Origin of the sequence: Brevibacillus brevis (genome assembly GCF_022026395.1) — a bacterium.
GTDB lineage: Bacteria > Bacillota > Bacilli > Brevibacillales > Brevibacillaceae > Brevibacillus.
Window position 1 is genome coordinate 5,918,049 of sequence record NZ_CP041767.1, and the last position, 15,576, is coordinate 5,933,624.

The 15,576-nt window shown below is 49.5% G+C and carries 10 protein-coding genes; 2 read left to right on the forward strand and 8 right to left on the reverse strand.

Annotated elements, in window-relative coordinates; translation table 11 throughout:
* Positions 1-74 precede the first annotated feature (74 nt).
* From FO446_RS27845 to FO446_RS27880, 8 genes are all read right to left on the reverse strand, one after another.
* Complete coding sequence (locus tag FO446_RS27845; RefSeq protein ID WP_232774304.1) at positions 75-809, reverse strand: MBL fold metallo-hydrolase; 735 nt, start codon at positions 807-809, stop codon at positions 75-77.
* A gap of 200 nt (positions 810-1,009) precedes the next feature.
* A complete protein-coding gene (locus FO446_RS27850; protein ID WP_232774305.1) occupies positions 1,010-3,508 on the reverse strand; it encodes a GAP1-N2 domain-containing protein in 2,499 nt (832 codons plus the stop codon).
* Positions 3,508-4,773 (reverse strand): TRAFAC clade GTPase domain-containing protein, encoded by a 1,266-nt coding sequence (locus FO446_RS27855; RefSeq protein WP_048035301.1) that lies wholly within the window; start codon positions 4,771-4,773, stop codon positions 3,508-3,510. Before FO446_RS27855 ends, FO446_RS27850 begins: the two co-directional genes overlap by 1 nt.
* Positions 4,774-4,786: 13 nt before the next feature.
* Positions 4,787-5,422: a beta-mannanase gene (locus FO446_RS27860; RefSeq protein WP_173610268.1), complete on the reverse strand. Its 636-nt coding sequence runs from the start codon at positions 5,420-5,422 to the stop codon at positions 4,787-4,789.
* Between the two features lie 17 nt (positions 5,423-5,439).
* Positions 5,440-6,717 carry a vWA domain-containing protein gene (locus FO446_RS27865; protein WP_173610267.1) on the reverse strand — a complete coding sequence of 426 codons (1,278 nt, stop codon included), beginning with the start codon at positions 6,715-6,717 and terminating at the stop codon, positions 5,440-5,442.
* On the reverse strand, positions 6,714-9,062 hold the full coding sequence (locus FO446_RS27870) for a hypothetical protein (protein WP_237899619.1): 2,349 nt from the start codon (positions 9,060-9,062) through the stop codon (positions 6,714-6,716). Before FO446_RS27870 ends, FO446_RS27865 begins: the two co-directional genes overlap by 4 nt.
* Positions 9,063-9,096: 34 nt before the next feature.
* Positions 9,097-12,486 (reverse strand): tubulin-like doman-containing protein, encoded by a 3,390-nt coding sequence (locus FO446_RS27875; protein ID WP_237899620.1) that lies wholly within the window; start codon positions 12,484-12,486, stop codon positions 9,097-9,099.
* A 13-nt stretch (positions 12,487-12,499) separates the two neighbouring features.
* Positions 12,500-14,293 (reverse strand): vWA domain-containing protein, encoded by a 1,794-nt coding sequence (locus tag FO446_RS27880; protein ID WP_232774308.1) that lies wholly within the window; start codon positions 14,291-14,293, stop codon positions 12,500-12,502.
* A gap of 197 nt (positions 14,294-14,490) precedes the next feature.
* On the opposite strand from FO446_RS27880, the gene FO446_RS27885 reads away from it, so the two are divergent.
* Both FO446_RS27885 and FO446_RS27890 read left to right on the forward strand, forming a co-directional pair.
* Complete coding sequence (locus FO446_RS27885; protein ID WP_007724683.1) at positions 14,491-14,640, forward strand: hypothetical protein; 150 nt, start codon at positions 14,491-14,493, stop codon at positions 14,638-14,640.
* On the forward strand, positions 14,637-15,572 hold the full coding sequence (locus tag FO446_RS27890) for a hypothetical protein (protein ID WP_173610263.1): 936 nt from the start codon (positions 14,637-14,639) through the stop codon (positions 15,570-15,572). Before FO446_RS27885 ends, FO446_RS27890 begins: the two co-directional genes overlap by 4 nt.
* The last annotated feature ends 4 nt before the right edge of the window (positions 15,573-15,576 follow it).

The window sequence follows — 15,576 nt, forward strand, 5'->3', positions numbered from 1 at the left end:
GTCCTCCACGCTTCTTATATCTACATATTCCAACCTGGATTCGTTGTTTTAATGTCCAAGACCATGTAACTCCTTCACCGTATCAGAGCAGAAAGCTGCTCTTGTACGTTGTTTTGACACATGCCTCCATGATAACAAATGATACTATTAATTTCCAAGTTCTCGAATTTTTTTAAAGAGTTTACTGCTATTTCCATATCGAGAGTGTTTTGCGGAATCGGCCCTTGTAGTGCTCCGTTCATATACACCATAGCATCCCCTGCTATCAAGGTCTTGCTGTCTTGTACATAAAGGCTGATATGCCCCGGCGTATGTCCGGGAGTGTGAATGATGCGAATTCCCCCACAATACGGCAGAATCTCTGCGTCTGCCAGTGTCTTGTGCACCATTGCCTTTGGCGGATTTTCACAAAGCCTTTGCAAGTACTCGCGTTCCTTTTCAGGCAACATCGCAAGTAAAGGAGCCATGACTTTTGGGTTTGCTTTGAGGAGAGGACGTGTGCCCTCGATGTACGGCCGATCTAGCTCATGCGCGTATATTTCGACCTGTCCGCCAAGCTCACGAACGATTTCTGGAAGACTTCCGATATGATCAAGGTCCTGATGTGTCAAAATGATAGTCTGTAAACGCTCAAGTGGGATGCCAGTACGGCTCATTTCCTGACGAATGGTCTCCCATGAACCAGGCATACCTGTATCTACCAATACCGCTCGTTCATCATCCCAAAGCAAGGTGGGATTGATCACCATCGGCTTGCCAAATGCCTCTCCTTGTAACGGAATCATTTTCACACCTGTGTTCGCTTTCATACCCTATTCCTCCTCACACCTTTTTATCGCACAACTACTTTTTATCACGGAGCGAGGAGCGTTGTCGATAACAAAATATTTTATTATATCACAAATAAAAATATTTGTCAATAATTGTTTTTCAGTCTCTTTAACAGCAACTACACCCGAATTACGCGGTCGCTCTTACTAGAGAAGACCGCGTTGGCGTTATTTTTACCTTAGGGTGTTGGTGTTTGAACAGGCTGCCCACCCGTAGATGCATCTTGGCTTCGCTTCCCAAGAACATCACGGACAGGTTGGATGTCAGGCTCGTCCATCATCAACCGATGAACCGGTACGAACACAGCCGGTGGGCGGGTCGGTTCAGGCTGTGTTTCAGGTGGCTGCACATGCGTACCTGTACCTCCCCAAACCATATAGCCTCCCCACGCTCCGGCACCTAGCAAGACAACTGCGCTGGATATCACCGTAGCTTTGTGCCGAAACAGCTTCACGAGCGGATTGGCTGTTTCGTTTCGTACCTCGTCCAAAAGCTTGCGGAAATCAGCGTTTCGGATCGCATACCACCGTTTTCGCCATTCTTTGTCCCGCAATCTCTTACCTTTCTCCTCAAGGAAAAAGACCTTCAATGCTTGTCTGTAAGCAGGCAGCAAATACTTTCCTTCGAAAAACATCCGCTGGCTCATCGTCCATTGGATAAAGGACAGGGTAACGGCTTCCCCACCATTTTGCTGAACATACTCCAGCAATTCTGCAAACTGGAATCCTTCCTTACCAAAATGATCTTCCCGGTAAAAGACCAGCGGCACCTGCGGGAACTCGTCAGCATGGAGCGGTTTGCTCAACATATTCTGGATCATTCTTTGTTGTACGGAAATCGCATCCCGATCCCATTTTCGGAAAAATTCTGCCGGGTGCGGCGTGCTTCTCTCTTCATGCAGCTTCGCCAGATTCATGAGCATTTCTTGCTTGTGGCGGCTCTCCATATCCAGCGTTCCGAAAAAGCTCTGTGGCTTCTCCTCCAAAAGGGCAATGAGAACCTGAAAATCATCCTTGGATAGCGTGTCTAGTGCGACGAGCTTCATCAAGGACTTGTCCAGCTCATCCAACAGCTCATCGGCATAGCTGCGTGCTCCATCGATGTTTTCAAAGAACTGGTGGATGGTAATGGCGGCAGCGAGCTTTTGACGTTCCCGTGCAAATAGACGCAGAACTTTTTCCATTGTCGTAGCTACGAAGACGGCATTGCGCATCGCTTGTGGTTCCGTTTCCATCCAAAACCGGATTTCCTTTAGCATCTGGTCCAAGCTGGTCACAGCGGCTACCCGCTCGGTCATATAATCCTCAAAGAGTGGCTTCACCAACTGTGGATAGCCAAAAATCGTCCGCATCATGAAGCCAAACAGCTCGCGGTTGCTGGACAAATGCTTGTACACCTCTGCCACGTAGTTGCTCTGTCTTGCTGTTTTGGCCTTCATCAACACGTCCATCAAGAAGCGGATCAAATCCATTTGCAGGCGTTCCTGCCTGGTGACACGGTAGGATTCAATCATTTGCTTGACCGTCTCGCTGTCAGGAAGCTGTTTGGACGAAAGCGCCTCTACTTCGATTCGCATCAGCATTTCCTGAAGCTCGATCAGCCGTTTCTTGCGGGTCAAGCTGCTGTGCCCCAAATAGCTGTTCAACGCCTGCCAAACGCCCGCCCGCTTGCTCTCATACACGGAGGTTCGTCCCTTTTCAATCAAATACAGTGCACATAGCTCATAGTACGTGCGAATGTTCAAGGCCAGTGCATGATCTGCTCCAGCGAGCACTTCCTCACAAAATTCGTGGAACGCATCCACAATCCGCGGCTCATTCACATACTCCCAGGCAAAGTCGAGATATTCGTGTCCTCCGCCCTGCAAATCGACGTTCTGAACGCGGCCAAGGGAGAAGTCGAACAAAAAGTCTTTGTCGCTATGCCCACCGCCTGGGCGAATGCTCCCTTTTTCCACAAACGTGACGTGGATATGCTTCTTGCTCTGCGGCTCGTTGCTAAACGTGAGAAAACCAAAATGTCTGCGCATCTCAAAAGGCAGACAACTGTACAAAATCTCCAATAATTGAGCAGCACTCTTGGATGAGGCACTGATATCCACATCCAGGCTGATGAATACCTTCTTTTTCGCCGCGAGCGAGGACATGACAGCAAAGAGGAGCTGTTTGAATAAACGCTCATCGATGCCCAATTGCCCAAGCAGCAGTTTTCGATCTTGCGGCAAACCTTTTTCGGAAGGGATGTCATCCACGATAGGAAGCTCCTTGCCCGCTGCATCATCGTGGCGATCTGCAAAAGTGCGCACTCCGAAGATCTTGCCCGGATTCTTGATAAACTCGTCCCGCCGCTCTACCGGAATGACATAGTTGTGACTGAAAAACGTATTGCGCTGCCCCGTAAAATCCGCTCCGACAAAGACACTTCTACCGAGAACCATCTCTCCTGACTCGGCTTGAAAGCTGACAAGCGCCTCTGGAAAGAGTGCCAGATTGCTTTCCGCCCGCTCTTGAAGCTGTCGCGGCGCGTCGTACACACAAAACGGATGAAGAGTCTTCTTGATGAATTGGTTATCCAGCCCTGGCGTTTTGGCGACAGTATCGTATCCTTCGTTCGAACGGAAAACCCCTTGTCGCCCGCGGGTGTAGTACTGCTGCAAAATGGGCTGACGGTTGCTCACTACCGCTCCCTCCCTTCGATGTAATCAAGCTGGTGCATCAACCAAATAAATGGTTCATCGACGCGAATCGGCGTCACGACTCCACTCACCCTTTGATTGACGGGATTGCTCCCCAGCGCAGATACAGCGAAATAGGCCGTATTCGTAAAGTAAACATCCAACGCATCTTTAAACGGTCTATCCACCTTTTCGATGAACCGGCGGATTTCCCCATCGATGTTCTCGAATTCAGTCGTATTTAAATATTGTTCATGGACGAAATTGCGGAAAACGTTGCTGTTGGACTTGATGTATTCGCCGTCGTCTTCTTTGATCAGATGCAGCATGTCGCTCTTCGTCAACACGACAGCAGTTGGAATATGTGTCTTGCTCTGCTCTTGGTAGCCGATGAAGTTCTCAAACAGCGTAATGACGACCTCACGCGGCTCATCGTACCTTGCTGTGAATTCCCCTGGCTCATCCCCTGCTTGCAGCATGACCCGATCACGAATCGTCTTAATTTGCAGTGGGTCGACCAGGAACAAGATCCCAGACGAGTTTTTCACATGCGCCGCATACAGCTCCAAATACTCGCGGTCAACCATTCCCTCGCCTGCTACGTCGAAAAACACCAGGATCAGCGGTGCCTTATCGCTATCCTTAAAAATGAACTGGAAGATGAACGGCTCCTGACGCTTTTCTTTTTGCGTGGAATCCAGCAGCTGTCCGCGTTCAAACAAGGGTGCCTCGTAGTTCTCCCGGAACTTGCGGCTAATCTGCGCATTGAGCGGCATACACGCGGCATCGAAGTGATTCGCGGTTGTGTTCTGCAAGGTATGAATCAGAGAGGTCATGTAAACCGACTTACCAACCTGGGAAGCCCCGACAATCGAAATAATATTGCTCGGCGCTTTACCCGCCGTAATCGGCAGCTCGTTGTGGCATTTCGGACACAGTCTGCGCTTGGAAACCATGCCATACCGGTCGGTCACACCTGCGAGAACGTTATCGACGTACAAATGGTTTTCCGACGGGATGGATTCCGGATCGATTACCGCTTCCAGTTCGTCGATGGCATCCAGTCCGAATTTATCCCGATACGCATTGAGAATCTCATCCTCCTGCAACGCGTAGTCTTCGTCGTCCTGGCGATGATGCGTGGCACGAAAGACAACTTGGTCCGGTCCGTATTTGGCGAAACAGTACGGGCAGACAATATCGTAAAAAGGAAGCCGTTCCTTGACCTGCGGCTTCTTCTCAAACATGTTTTTCAAAAACGACAGCATGGCGCATCCCCTCCTATTCAGGAATCAGTTCGTACATTTCTCCGTATTTTTTCCCGTCCGTAAAAAACAGGCGGACGACGTCTTTTTTCCTGACCTCGATCTCCGGCATCAGATTGACACCGGGCTCGAGATCACGAATGAAATTGTATCGGGTACCATCATCCTTGTGGGCGGGAGGAGAGCCTTCTTTTTTTACGTAGCAGAGTACGTCCCGCGCGATTGGAATCTCTGAAAAAATGCGAATCTGCAACGATTGATGCTTGCTGAACCAGCTTCCGCCCCGTTTAAACGAGTAGTAGATTTTGGCCTTTCCTGTGCTGACGTGGATCACATGGGCATCCCCGTCTGGCATGAGCAGAATTGGCTTGCCATTTTCCAATCGACAAGGAAAGATGCGGTATGTGTACCTGCCGATGCCGTCTGTTTTTTCCCGCAGCCCTTTGTGGACTTTGTATTCCTCTCGGGTATACAGCTTGAACTGACGATCATCCAGCTCGTTCACGTCAAAAGGGGCGCCAAACTGTGACTTGTGAACGTACACGCACGGAATATCCTGCGCCCAATGCCAATTGAGCACGTATTCGCTCCCTTGATGCTGGCAGGTGACGTCCTTGATGAGAGTTTCTGTTGTTGCCTCCCGATTAATCATGATTCATCATGCTCCCTTTACAGATCAAACCGTTTGCTGCTCTGGTTCCCGGGGTCCAAGGCACGGGGATTTTGTCTGGTGTTCAGTCTGCGCTTTGCAAAAGACGATCCGCCACTCGTGGAAGCTGGCACAAAGAGAGTGAACAATGTCAGGATGACGGCGAGCAAGGAACACGCCAGCAAACGTACCACCATATCGAGCAAGTCGATCGACGACAGACCCATTTCCAAAACAAGTCCAGCTAACAGTCCTGATACCGCCCCGCCAATCGTGAAGCTTTTGGCCAGATGGCGATTATCAAAAATCAGACCCAACGCCAAACCGAGCAAAGCACCGATGATCAGAACACTGACCACACGGGTAATGGCGTAAAACATGCTATCTTCTGTTGCGCCTGTCCGCTCGGAAACAATATTGCGGTCTGTTCGGCTCATATCGTAAATCTGACCAAAGATTCCTGTCATTTGGTCCGCGTGTTCAACATTGAAGTAGCTGCCTCCAGTCTCAGCAGCGATCTTTTGAAGCAGTGCCGTTCCGTCTGCATCGATTTGGCTCATGCCTACCGTATGGACAATTACTTGGTTTTGCTTGTAGGGCGCAAGTGCGGCAGGGACATCCAGATCACTATAGCCGTCTGACATCAACACGACCGTACTGTTCGCCATTTGATTGGCTTGCAGCTGGTCCAGCCCCGCTTGCAGTGCCAGATCGATCCGGGTGCCTCCATCCGTGCGCGGATATTGGAGCAGCTTCTTCACAACCTCATCCTTCACGGACTGGCTACTCAGCTCGGTAAGGGGTTGCAGCACGTTCGTTTGATCGTGGAATGTAACCACTGCTATGTTCATGTCACTGTCCATGCGCTGCACCATGTCGGCTGCTGCTTTGAACAATTGGTTATCCGGGTCAGACGACTGCATACTGCCTGACGTATCCAGAACCATGATAATATTATTGGCTCCGCTGGCCTGTTGAAATGATGAACCGTACAGCAGCTGAAGCAAGAGCGCCACTACGCCCACCATCAAAAACGTGCTGGGCACGAGCATTTTCCACGAAAAGCCCAGATAGCGCTGCTTCCAGCCGACTCCATTCAGTCGTGGCGAGATCATTTCCGCAATGAGGCACATCAATCCTACGAAAAAGGCATATTGACCAAAATAAAGTCCCATTAACAACCATTGCGGTATTTCTCCGGAAAGCTTGCCGAGCATGACTTCCCCGACCAAAAAACCGATCACGCCACCTACCAGACTACACACTAGCATGAGTAAGCTTACCCTTCTCTGACTCATGACGACTCATCTCCTCCCACGCGGCGAAAGACAAACCCGCTGTCCTCATAGGAAGCATGGTATTTCTTGTTATTGCGGTAAAACATCAACTCTTCCATGCCGAATCCACCCATCAGGTTCATTTTTTCTATCCCGCTTTTTTGTTCCTCGTGGATGCAGCCCAGCTTGTAGGTTCGTGTGCTCTCATCCTTGTGCAGCGCATACTGGACGAAGTCGTTGTGAATATCGGCAAACAAGTACTTCTCCTCATAGCGGTGCTTTTGCAAGAAATGGAACACTTCGATGTGAACCGCTGCCCGCTCTTCCAGCACCAATGCCAGATCGAGGAACAAATCCTCCTTCGTCAGCACGGTTCGGTTATCGTAAGCAGCCCCGACGTTGGCACGCGCAAGTAGCTCCGCCTCAAAAGATAAAGCAAATGGCGCACGGGTGAGAATCTCGTTCCGACAAAATTGACACAGCCTCTCCACGAGTCCGGCGAGTCTATTCCCGCTAAGTAGAGCGCCGCTGCCAATATACCGTTGTTCCATGTAAAAATCACTGCCGCGTGAAGCTTCCAATGACCGGATCGTTTCATGGACGACCGATTCGTAATATTCGTCCACGTTTTTGCCCAAGTAATCAGTCGCTTCCCGAACGCTTGTCTGGGCGATTTCCCGCAGTTGCTTATGCAAGGCTTCCAACTGCTCGACTTGCTCACCTAACTGCCGGTGAATCTGCTCTGCCTGTTTCTCATAGCTCACAAGGATGGAGAGCATCATCTCCCAATCCAGCAGCTCCAGCTTTTTGCCATAAATAGTGTCCAGCAAATGGCGAATAAAGGTCCGCACACGCTCCTTATCCCGTGTAAAAAACCCTCCTATGCGAATGTCCTGCCGATCCACCCGCTCTTGGTAGAGATCGACCATCTCGGCTTTCACCTGTTCAACCTGTCGCGATGTCTCGCGAATGCCTGTGCGCAGCTCATCCAGCAGGTTTGCTCCATTGGCGTGTTCGGCTGTGAGATAGTAAGCCGCATACAGCCCAAGCCGCTCATCCTCGATGACTGCTTTCTGAATCAAATCAGCCAAGGACTCCTGAGACAGCATGTGCTCCAGACGTTTACGCGTCCCGGAAACGACATTCGCCTCAAAAAAGGCTTGGCTGCTGCCGTCAAACAAAGCCAGCTCCGCTTCGCGCATATTCATATTGCAAAGCTCGCTGTAGCTGATGCCAGAGGTCATGAGCCCCGTCATTTCCTCCAAGATGTGATCCTCTGGAAGAATACCAGCCAGTTTTCGTTGCAAATCATGTGCCGTCAATCCGAGCTTTTCTCTCGCTTTAGTTTTCGGCAACACCTCGCCGTCCTGGAGTCGCTCCCAATAGCGGTCAAATACTGCGGACAGCACCGTCAATGCAATCGCATGAGTCGGTCGCTTTACTTTGGATAGACCAGCAGACGCAAACTTGGTCTGCCCGTGTTCAACCGAGATGCTGCGCATAAATTGCAGCTTGTTATAGCCGTCATTGCTTTCATGGAACTCCGGCTCTGCCTTTTTGTTGTTCAATAGCACCAGCTTGCTGATCAGCTCGTAATTTTCCTGCATGCCGCCTTCGATAAACAAGCCATGCTCTGTCTTGTCACTCAATAGATACGCCAGCGAAAACAACGGTGCGTTCACATGCTCCACAGGCAGTTTCACGAGATCCTCTGTTACCAAAAGGTTCGCTCGATAGCTGTAGTCACTTCGTTGATAGCGATTGACCTCTTCCAAAAAGCTGACCGAGAGCGCTGTCGAGAACCCGAATGCTTCCCCGTTGTTCTTTTCCTGAAGCAGGACGTACAGATCGACTGATACGTTTTTAAACAGCTCATTGAGGTAGCCCTTGAGTAGCAGCGTCAGCTCTGGCAAAAGAATCGTGGCAGGGTCATCTGCCCTTGCCACGACGGCAATATTGACTTGCTGAAAAGCAGTGAACAACTTGCCCATTTCCGCTACACGCACGCTTGCCAGCTTCATTACCTTGTTCAGTTCCATGGTGACAGCTTCATCGAGCAAAAAACGCTCGTGGATTGAAGTACGCATCTTTTTCTTGTCCTCATCAGCCTGCGGCAAGCGGCAGCCGATTACTTGCGGATGCTCCCACGTTTTGTCCTGATACGCATGGACATAAAGCACACCGTGACCATTTTGCCAATTGCGCTCGTTGTGGGCACGAACAGCTTGCAATGCCTCTACGCTCTTATCCCCGAGAAAAAGGAAGAGCACGGGGTTTTGAATGCTTCGCTGTCCGTTTCCGCTATCCAGTTGTCTTTCCAATTCCGTAACGTATTGGGTCGCGAACTCTCCAATCAAATCCCTCATGCTTCCTCCTCGATTATCAAACGATCCTAATTGTTTATTGCAGCGTCTTGCGCATATCGTTTACTTTTGACCAGACCTTTTTGTAGAACTGGAACAACTCTTCACCGTTTACGTATTCGTCGCGATCGTATTCCAGATCGTTTTTCGTTTCCTGGAAAGCAGTTGCGATTTCTTCGAGTTTTGCCAGCAATTGCTGCGTATCCTCTGCTGAAGTCATCGCGTCACTGCGTTTTGCAGCCTTGCGCTGGATGGTTGCCATGCTCTTGTGATCCAATGCGCGGAATTTTTCATAGATAGCGAATTCAACGTGCTTGTTGACCTTCATCAGGTTGATGAATGGCTCCCACGCATCTTCTTCCTCATCCTTGTCGTAGACGTACAGCGCACCGCGCTTGCAAATCGTCCCTGTATAAAGGGCTTCGATGAATCGGGTCACCAGCTCTTCTTCGTCCTTGATGGCACCTACGATCTGCTCCAGTTCCTGGATTTTGGCCTCGATTTCTTCGTATTTGCTCACTTCTTGTTCGATCAGGCGAATCTGCTCCGGATAGCGAATCAGGTTTTCTTTTGCCATCTCTTCATTGATACTGCCGAACACATCACGTGTAAATTCTTGCTCCAGACCATCTCTCATGAAGCCTTTGAGCTCAACCAATACACGCTTGATCTCGCCAGGGCTCAGCTTGGTTGCGTCTCCTTGCGCTTGATGCTTAGCCAGGAAAGTGGCCAGCGAGAACGGCTTCGTCACGATGGATTCATAGCGGTTGCTGGTCTTGCTGTCGCTGCCTTTTTCGCGGATGACTCCGTAGCGCACTGCACGGTCAAACAGTTCGCGTACTTTGGCGTTGTACGCTTTGATCCGCCCGTTTTGGTACGTGTCTCCCCACGATTTTTCCGGAATAGGGGATGGTAGATACGCCCAGTTGTTCTTTTCCGTTTGAACGAGGTGGCGTCCAATACCCTCTCTGTCCAGAATTGTACGTTCGTAGCTTTCCTCGTAGACCTTCAACGGTGTGTAAGCGAACAGTGGAACACCGTTTTTTGTATTCAGCCAGAAGATGCGGTTTTTGACTTCGCTTTCTTTGACGGTAAAACGAGAACCGCTAATCGCTGTATTTTGATAGTTTTTAATCCCCTTCAAGATCGATGGTGCTTTCAGCGGTACCGATACGAAGCCCCAGGAAGGGAAGTGCATATTGCCGAGATTGTTGCTCAGATGGAAGACTGGAATCGCCTCTTCATCCAGCTTGCTCGCAATCTTGCGCTCTACGATGCGGTCGAGTGTCTCGTCCTGGCCGTATTTGATCACGAGGAATTCTTCCATCGACTTGGTAATCACCTCACCGAACTTCGCCGAGAGGAATTCGGAAATCGAGCTGACGATATCCAGCTCCTGCTCTTTAACCCACTGATCGGAGTGTCGCAGCAGCTCGCTGGTGAAATCGCGGATCAGGTCATCCGCATCCTTTTGCTCCAGGATGTTGCTGACGACTTTGGAGATATCCGGCACACTGACGATGTTCCAGTAGTACGTTTTGTTGCCAGTGCGGTCACTCTCTTCGCCGCCGTTGATCAGGATGTCGCCGTTTTGCTCGAAAATCTGGTTGAGTGCGTTCAAAATCTCAGTAAATACGTTATAAATGCGGTTGTTTTCTGCATTCAACAAACGGTGCAGCTCTTCGTAGAATTCGATCATTTGTTCCAGCTTTTCCTGATCAGCCAGGAGCTGGTATTCGTTGATCTTCGCTTCGATGTAGCTGTTTTTCTTCTTCTCCTTGGAGATGAAAGCACTGCGGGCATCGCCCAGCTTTTCATTCGCGTTCTCTCGTGCGCCCTCGATCTCAGGCGGGAAGCTCTCCAAATTCGCCTTGAGGCTCTCGATGTAGGAAAGGATCATTTTCATCAGGCAGTAGCCTTTGTCCGAATGAATCAGACGGGATGCATAGAATGGTCCTTGCTGCGGGTGCAGGAATACACGCGTGATCATTTCGCCAAAAACAGAGATCATGTCGCCTGGCATCTGCTTTTTGGACTTGATGTACGCTTCGCGCGCTTTGGCGAGATAGCCTTGCTCCAGCTCGTGGTCGATGCTCACGACTTGTTGGGTGATCACGTTGCTGTAGTTTAGACGCTCGCTGTTTTCATAGCCTGGCAAAGGCTCAGGAACGCGCTCCTCGAACTTGCGGGAAATCGAGTCGATGTCGATTCCCAGCTTGCGGGCGAATTTCTCTGCATCTTCTTGCGTTGGGGCTACCGTGAACATTTTTTCCATCTTTTTAAACAAACGATATGCCAAGTACGTTGTCATCTCTTCGATTGGCAAGACAGCAGAGGAAGCTCCGATGACGTTGTACTGGTAGTTGGCTGCGTACGCTTTTGGCATCTGGTTGATATTCGTACGGATGTTGCTGATATAGTCGTGGATAGCAAACTCTTCACCCGAGCGCTTTTCTTCGCTCGCCATGAAGTTCGTGATGTTCTCCGCGGTTACGTTCATGCAGTAATCGTAGGCATTTTCCAATGCTTTGCCTTCCAGATTAGTCGCAGAGATCAAATGGCACAGGTTGAATGGCGGCATTGGCGACTGCACGGTGAGCACGTTGCCGTATTGCTGGCGGAAACGCTCATTGCGCTCATCCGCATTCATCCAGTAGTCCAGCTCTTTTAAGGCCGCATAACCGTTTTTCATGATGTAGTCGCGTGTGTGCGAGCTGAGACTCTTGTTCGACAGGTTGACGTCAGGCGTGAACAGGTAGCCCAGCGTATTCACCTTGTCTACCCCCGCACTGCCGAAGTCGCGCTCCAAAATGCCTCGTACGATATAGGCGATGTCGAGGAAGCAACCGCTCCCCGTTCCCCCGGACAAACCACTCAAGAGGAAAACAGTCAGCTTTTTGTTCGTGCCCTCGCACAGCATCTTGATCTTTTTCTCAATGGTTTGTACCACCTGCGTGATTTTCGTAAAGAGAAGGAGTCGCCCTGCCTGGCGTACACCCGATGCTCCGCTGATTCCGTCCGTAATTGTCAGCTCTGGCGAGAGCCAATCCGTGATGTACGGCTCCAGAATGCTGCGATTCTGCAACACACCGCCGATCTCAGGGTTGGACAGGAGTACGAACTCCGTCACTGGATCGAGTCCGATGCCCTTGTACTTTTTGTTGCGGTCATGCTCATTCGTTTCAAACGCGATGAATTCAATATTGTCCGGCTTTTCCTTGCGCTTTTTGGAAAGCTGGTCTACCGGCAGCTTGAAGCGTCTGTTCACTTGGTATTTCAGGCGCAAAAGCGCATCAATTCCTGTACCGCCAAGACCGATGACGAGCATCGGGTTATCGATTGTATCTACGCGAATCTTGTCACTGACGATTCCTCCGCCGAGGGATACGTCCAATTGTTGAATGTGTTCTCTCACAACTGCTTTCATAATCGACTCACTCCTAGACGATGTAATCTACATATAAGGACTTGTTCACATTCGTTAACGAAATTTTGATGCGATCGTTTTTCTTCAACTCTTTGCCTTTGCTTGCATCGAGTACACGCCCTGCCTTTTCGATTCGGCAGCTCGAACGGTTTTCGATGATCAGCGTATCGTTTTTCCCTGGTAAAAAGATGACCTTCTCTGTCTCCGCAAACTCAGGAGCGAGCTGCAAGAGCTGGTGGAGCTTCACTTTTCCTTTGAATGCGTTCAGTTTCTTGTACTGCGGATTAGACTTTTCGCCTGTGTCCTCATCCACGATCTCGATGGCGATTTGGCCAGCGAAGCCCTTGTTCGCCTTGCGATAGATCGACAGTGCGTACAAACCTGCACCGATCAACAGGAGGAGAAGCACGGTACCTCCTACTACGGTCATCCATGGAAATGGTTTCGATTCTGCATCAGGATTAGTGGTTGTGTTCGGCTTGTTCGCTCCAGAGCCTGCCGTTTTGGCAGCATCGACAAGGAGTGGCTTCGTCTCCCGGTAAAAGCTGGTGTCTTCTGCCTTGATTTTTATCTCGTACGTATGGTCAACCGGGATTGTGAAGCTGCCTTCGAACCCGCTGCCCGTATTGTTCAGGACGACCTCATTTGTCTTATTATCCGTCTTGTCATTGACGATCAGTGTCGCCTTCATTTGCTTGTACAGATCAGGACTCGCTACCTTCTGTCCGTTTGAAACAAGTGCTGCCTTGATCGGTACGACATCGCCAGCCTTGAAGCTCTTGGATGTGACTGGCTCCATCTCCAATTGCAGATCGTAGTTGAAGATGAGGTTAATATCGATTTTTTCCTTTGGGACACCTTTTACCTGTAGCTTCCAATCTCCCTGCTGTGGCTTGACCAGCTTGATCATCGTGTACGCATTGGATTTCGACAGTCTCACCTGGTTGGAAGGGATTTGTACTTCCTTGCCCGCTGGGTCATACAGCTTCACTTCCACTGCTTTTTGCGACATGATCGAGATGTTGGCTTCCATGACACTGCCATTCGGGATTGGGATCGGAATCTCCTGAGCTTGACCGTTTGCGACGAAGCTTTTAACCGGGACAACCTTTAGCTTCAGGTGATTTGCAAAGATTTCGCTCAAAATTTGCGGGAGCTTGTCCGCTGTACTCGTTTCGAAAAATTTACCATTTGTCTCCGCAGCTATCTGCTGTAGTGTCGTGCGGTTAAGCTGACCGTCTGCATTCAAGCCAATCGTGTAAATCGGATAGCCCTTGTCTTTTGCCTCTTTCACAGCTTGCTGCAGCTCTTGATCAGACTGTGTTTGGGTACGGCTTGATGCTTTGTTCAGATAGTTGTTTCCGTCTGCCAGCAGCACGATGATCGGCGCATTGTTTGGATTGCGTCCCGCATCAAGGATTTTTACTGCTTCGGTTACGCCTACTGCAATATCGGTGTAGGCCCCTTTTTGCAGGCTGTCGATGAAGGCTTTGATATCGTTCTTGTCTTCTTCGGAATTAATCTCAAGCAGTGCTTTTTCCCGCTCGATCTTGTCGGTATAGGCGACGACACCAACCTTGTTCGCTTGGATCGACGTCATGTCGACGAACATTTTCATCGCTTCATTGCTGACTTTGTTCTTATCGCTTTGGGTCATGGAGTTGCTGACGTCCACGACCAGGACAGCGTCCATATTGTTTCCGCTTGTTTGCGCAAAGCTCGGATGAGTGACGGAGAGGACACTGACCAAGAGTAGGGCAAGACATGCTACGTATCGACATAACATTCGGAATCGTATTATTTTCATAAGTGCTCCTTTTCTTGTTCGTTACAAAGAATTTGTGAAGTGTTGCAAAGAAAGTAAGACTATGACACTATTACCACTAGATTCAAGAAGTAGTAGACAGATGATAAAAAAGTACTAGAATGATTGCCCCTTACTCGTAATACGATACGACATGATTCTTTGTTACAGATTTCGACAACTTCGTTAGGAGAAATTTTATGTTAACTTACTTTCTGTTGTTTGCGGCTTTTTTGCTGCTAGCGGTCCGATTCCTCAAGCTGCTGCGACTAAAACGGCGCAATCTCTCCAACGCCGAAATCGATCAGCATCTTCATGCCTTACTGAATGAGAAGAGGGATTCACCATGAGAAAACGAATCGGCGTACAATTTCGCAAAACCCGTAAAACCACTCATACGTATGAAAGAATTCAAGCGTGCACGCGATGCCATACGTATCATGTCCTGTGGGAGACACATTGTGAGACCTGCGGGAGAGCCTACACACCGATCCGCCAGGTTTCCCACGCTGTGACGCGCCGCTATGTGCAGACGCGCTTTTTGCTCTTGGGCTTATTCGTCTGTCTTGCTGTCCTTTCTGCGGATACCCTTTTGCAATTAGCTCTCGCAGGAGGTATTGGCTGTGTGTTGTTCGTCTTGTTTTTCATGATGCAGAAAAAATACGGCAGCTATGAAAGAGACGTACAATTTCAACACTTTTTAACGAGAGAAATGGAGACGATCAAGAAGTCACTTCTCCATCATTTAGAGGAAGTGGGCAACGACGTCAAAGAAGGACACCTCAAGGAAGCCTATGAAAAAACGAGAGAGATCGGGCACTTCATCGATTCCGATACGATCAAGATACGCAAGATCATGTTCCTCAATCATTACGTCCTGCGCAAAGACATGGAACTGGAGCTCGAAACGCTCATCCCGTCTATGTACGACAAGGACTTCATGGAGTATGTGCGGGAAGTCATCAAGGTCCAGCCTTCGCTCGTCAAAAAGTCCGTGCTTACCTATGTCAGACGTTATAAAAAGCAAATATTGTTGCTGGAAAACGGGGATCAACTCATCGGTCAGGTGGCAGGTGCAGCGCTCCGCATGAAGTCGTATGTGGATGAATATCAGGATCTGATTATCGAATTTATCGATTTTTTGCCTCGCGAGCGCCTTCTGCGATTGGCAAAAATGGTACAAACCCATAAGAATGAAGGTTGGGAACAACTATATCATTCTACCAAAAACAGGGTGGATACGCATTACGCCTTTGACCCGGATTTCAAAGGCATACTGTGAAGGA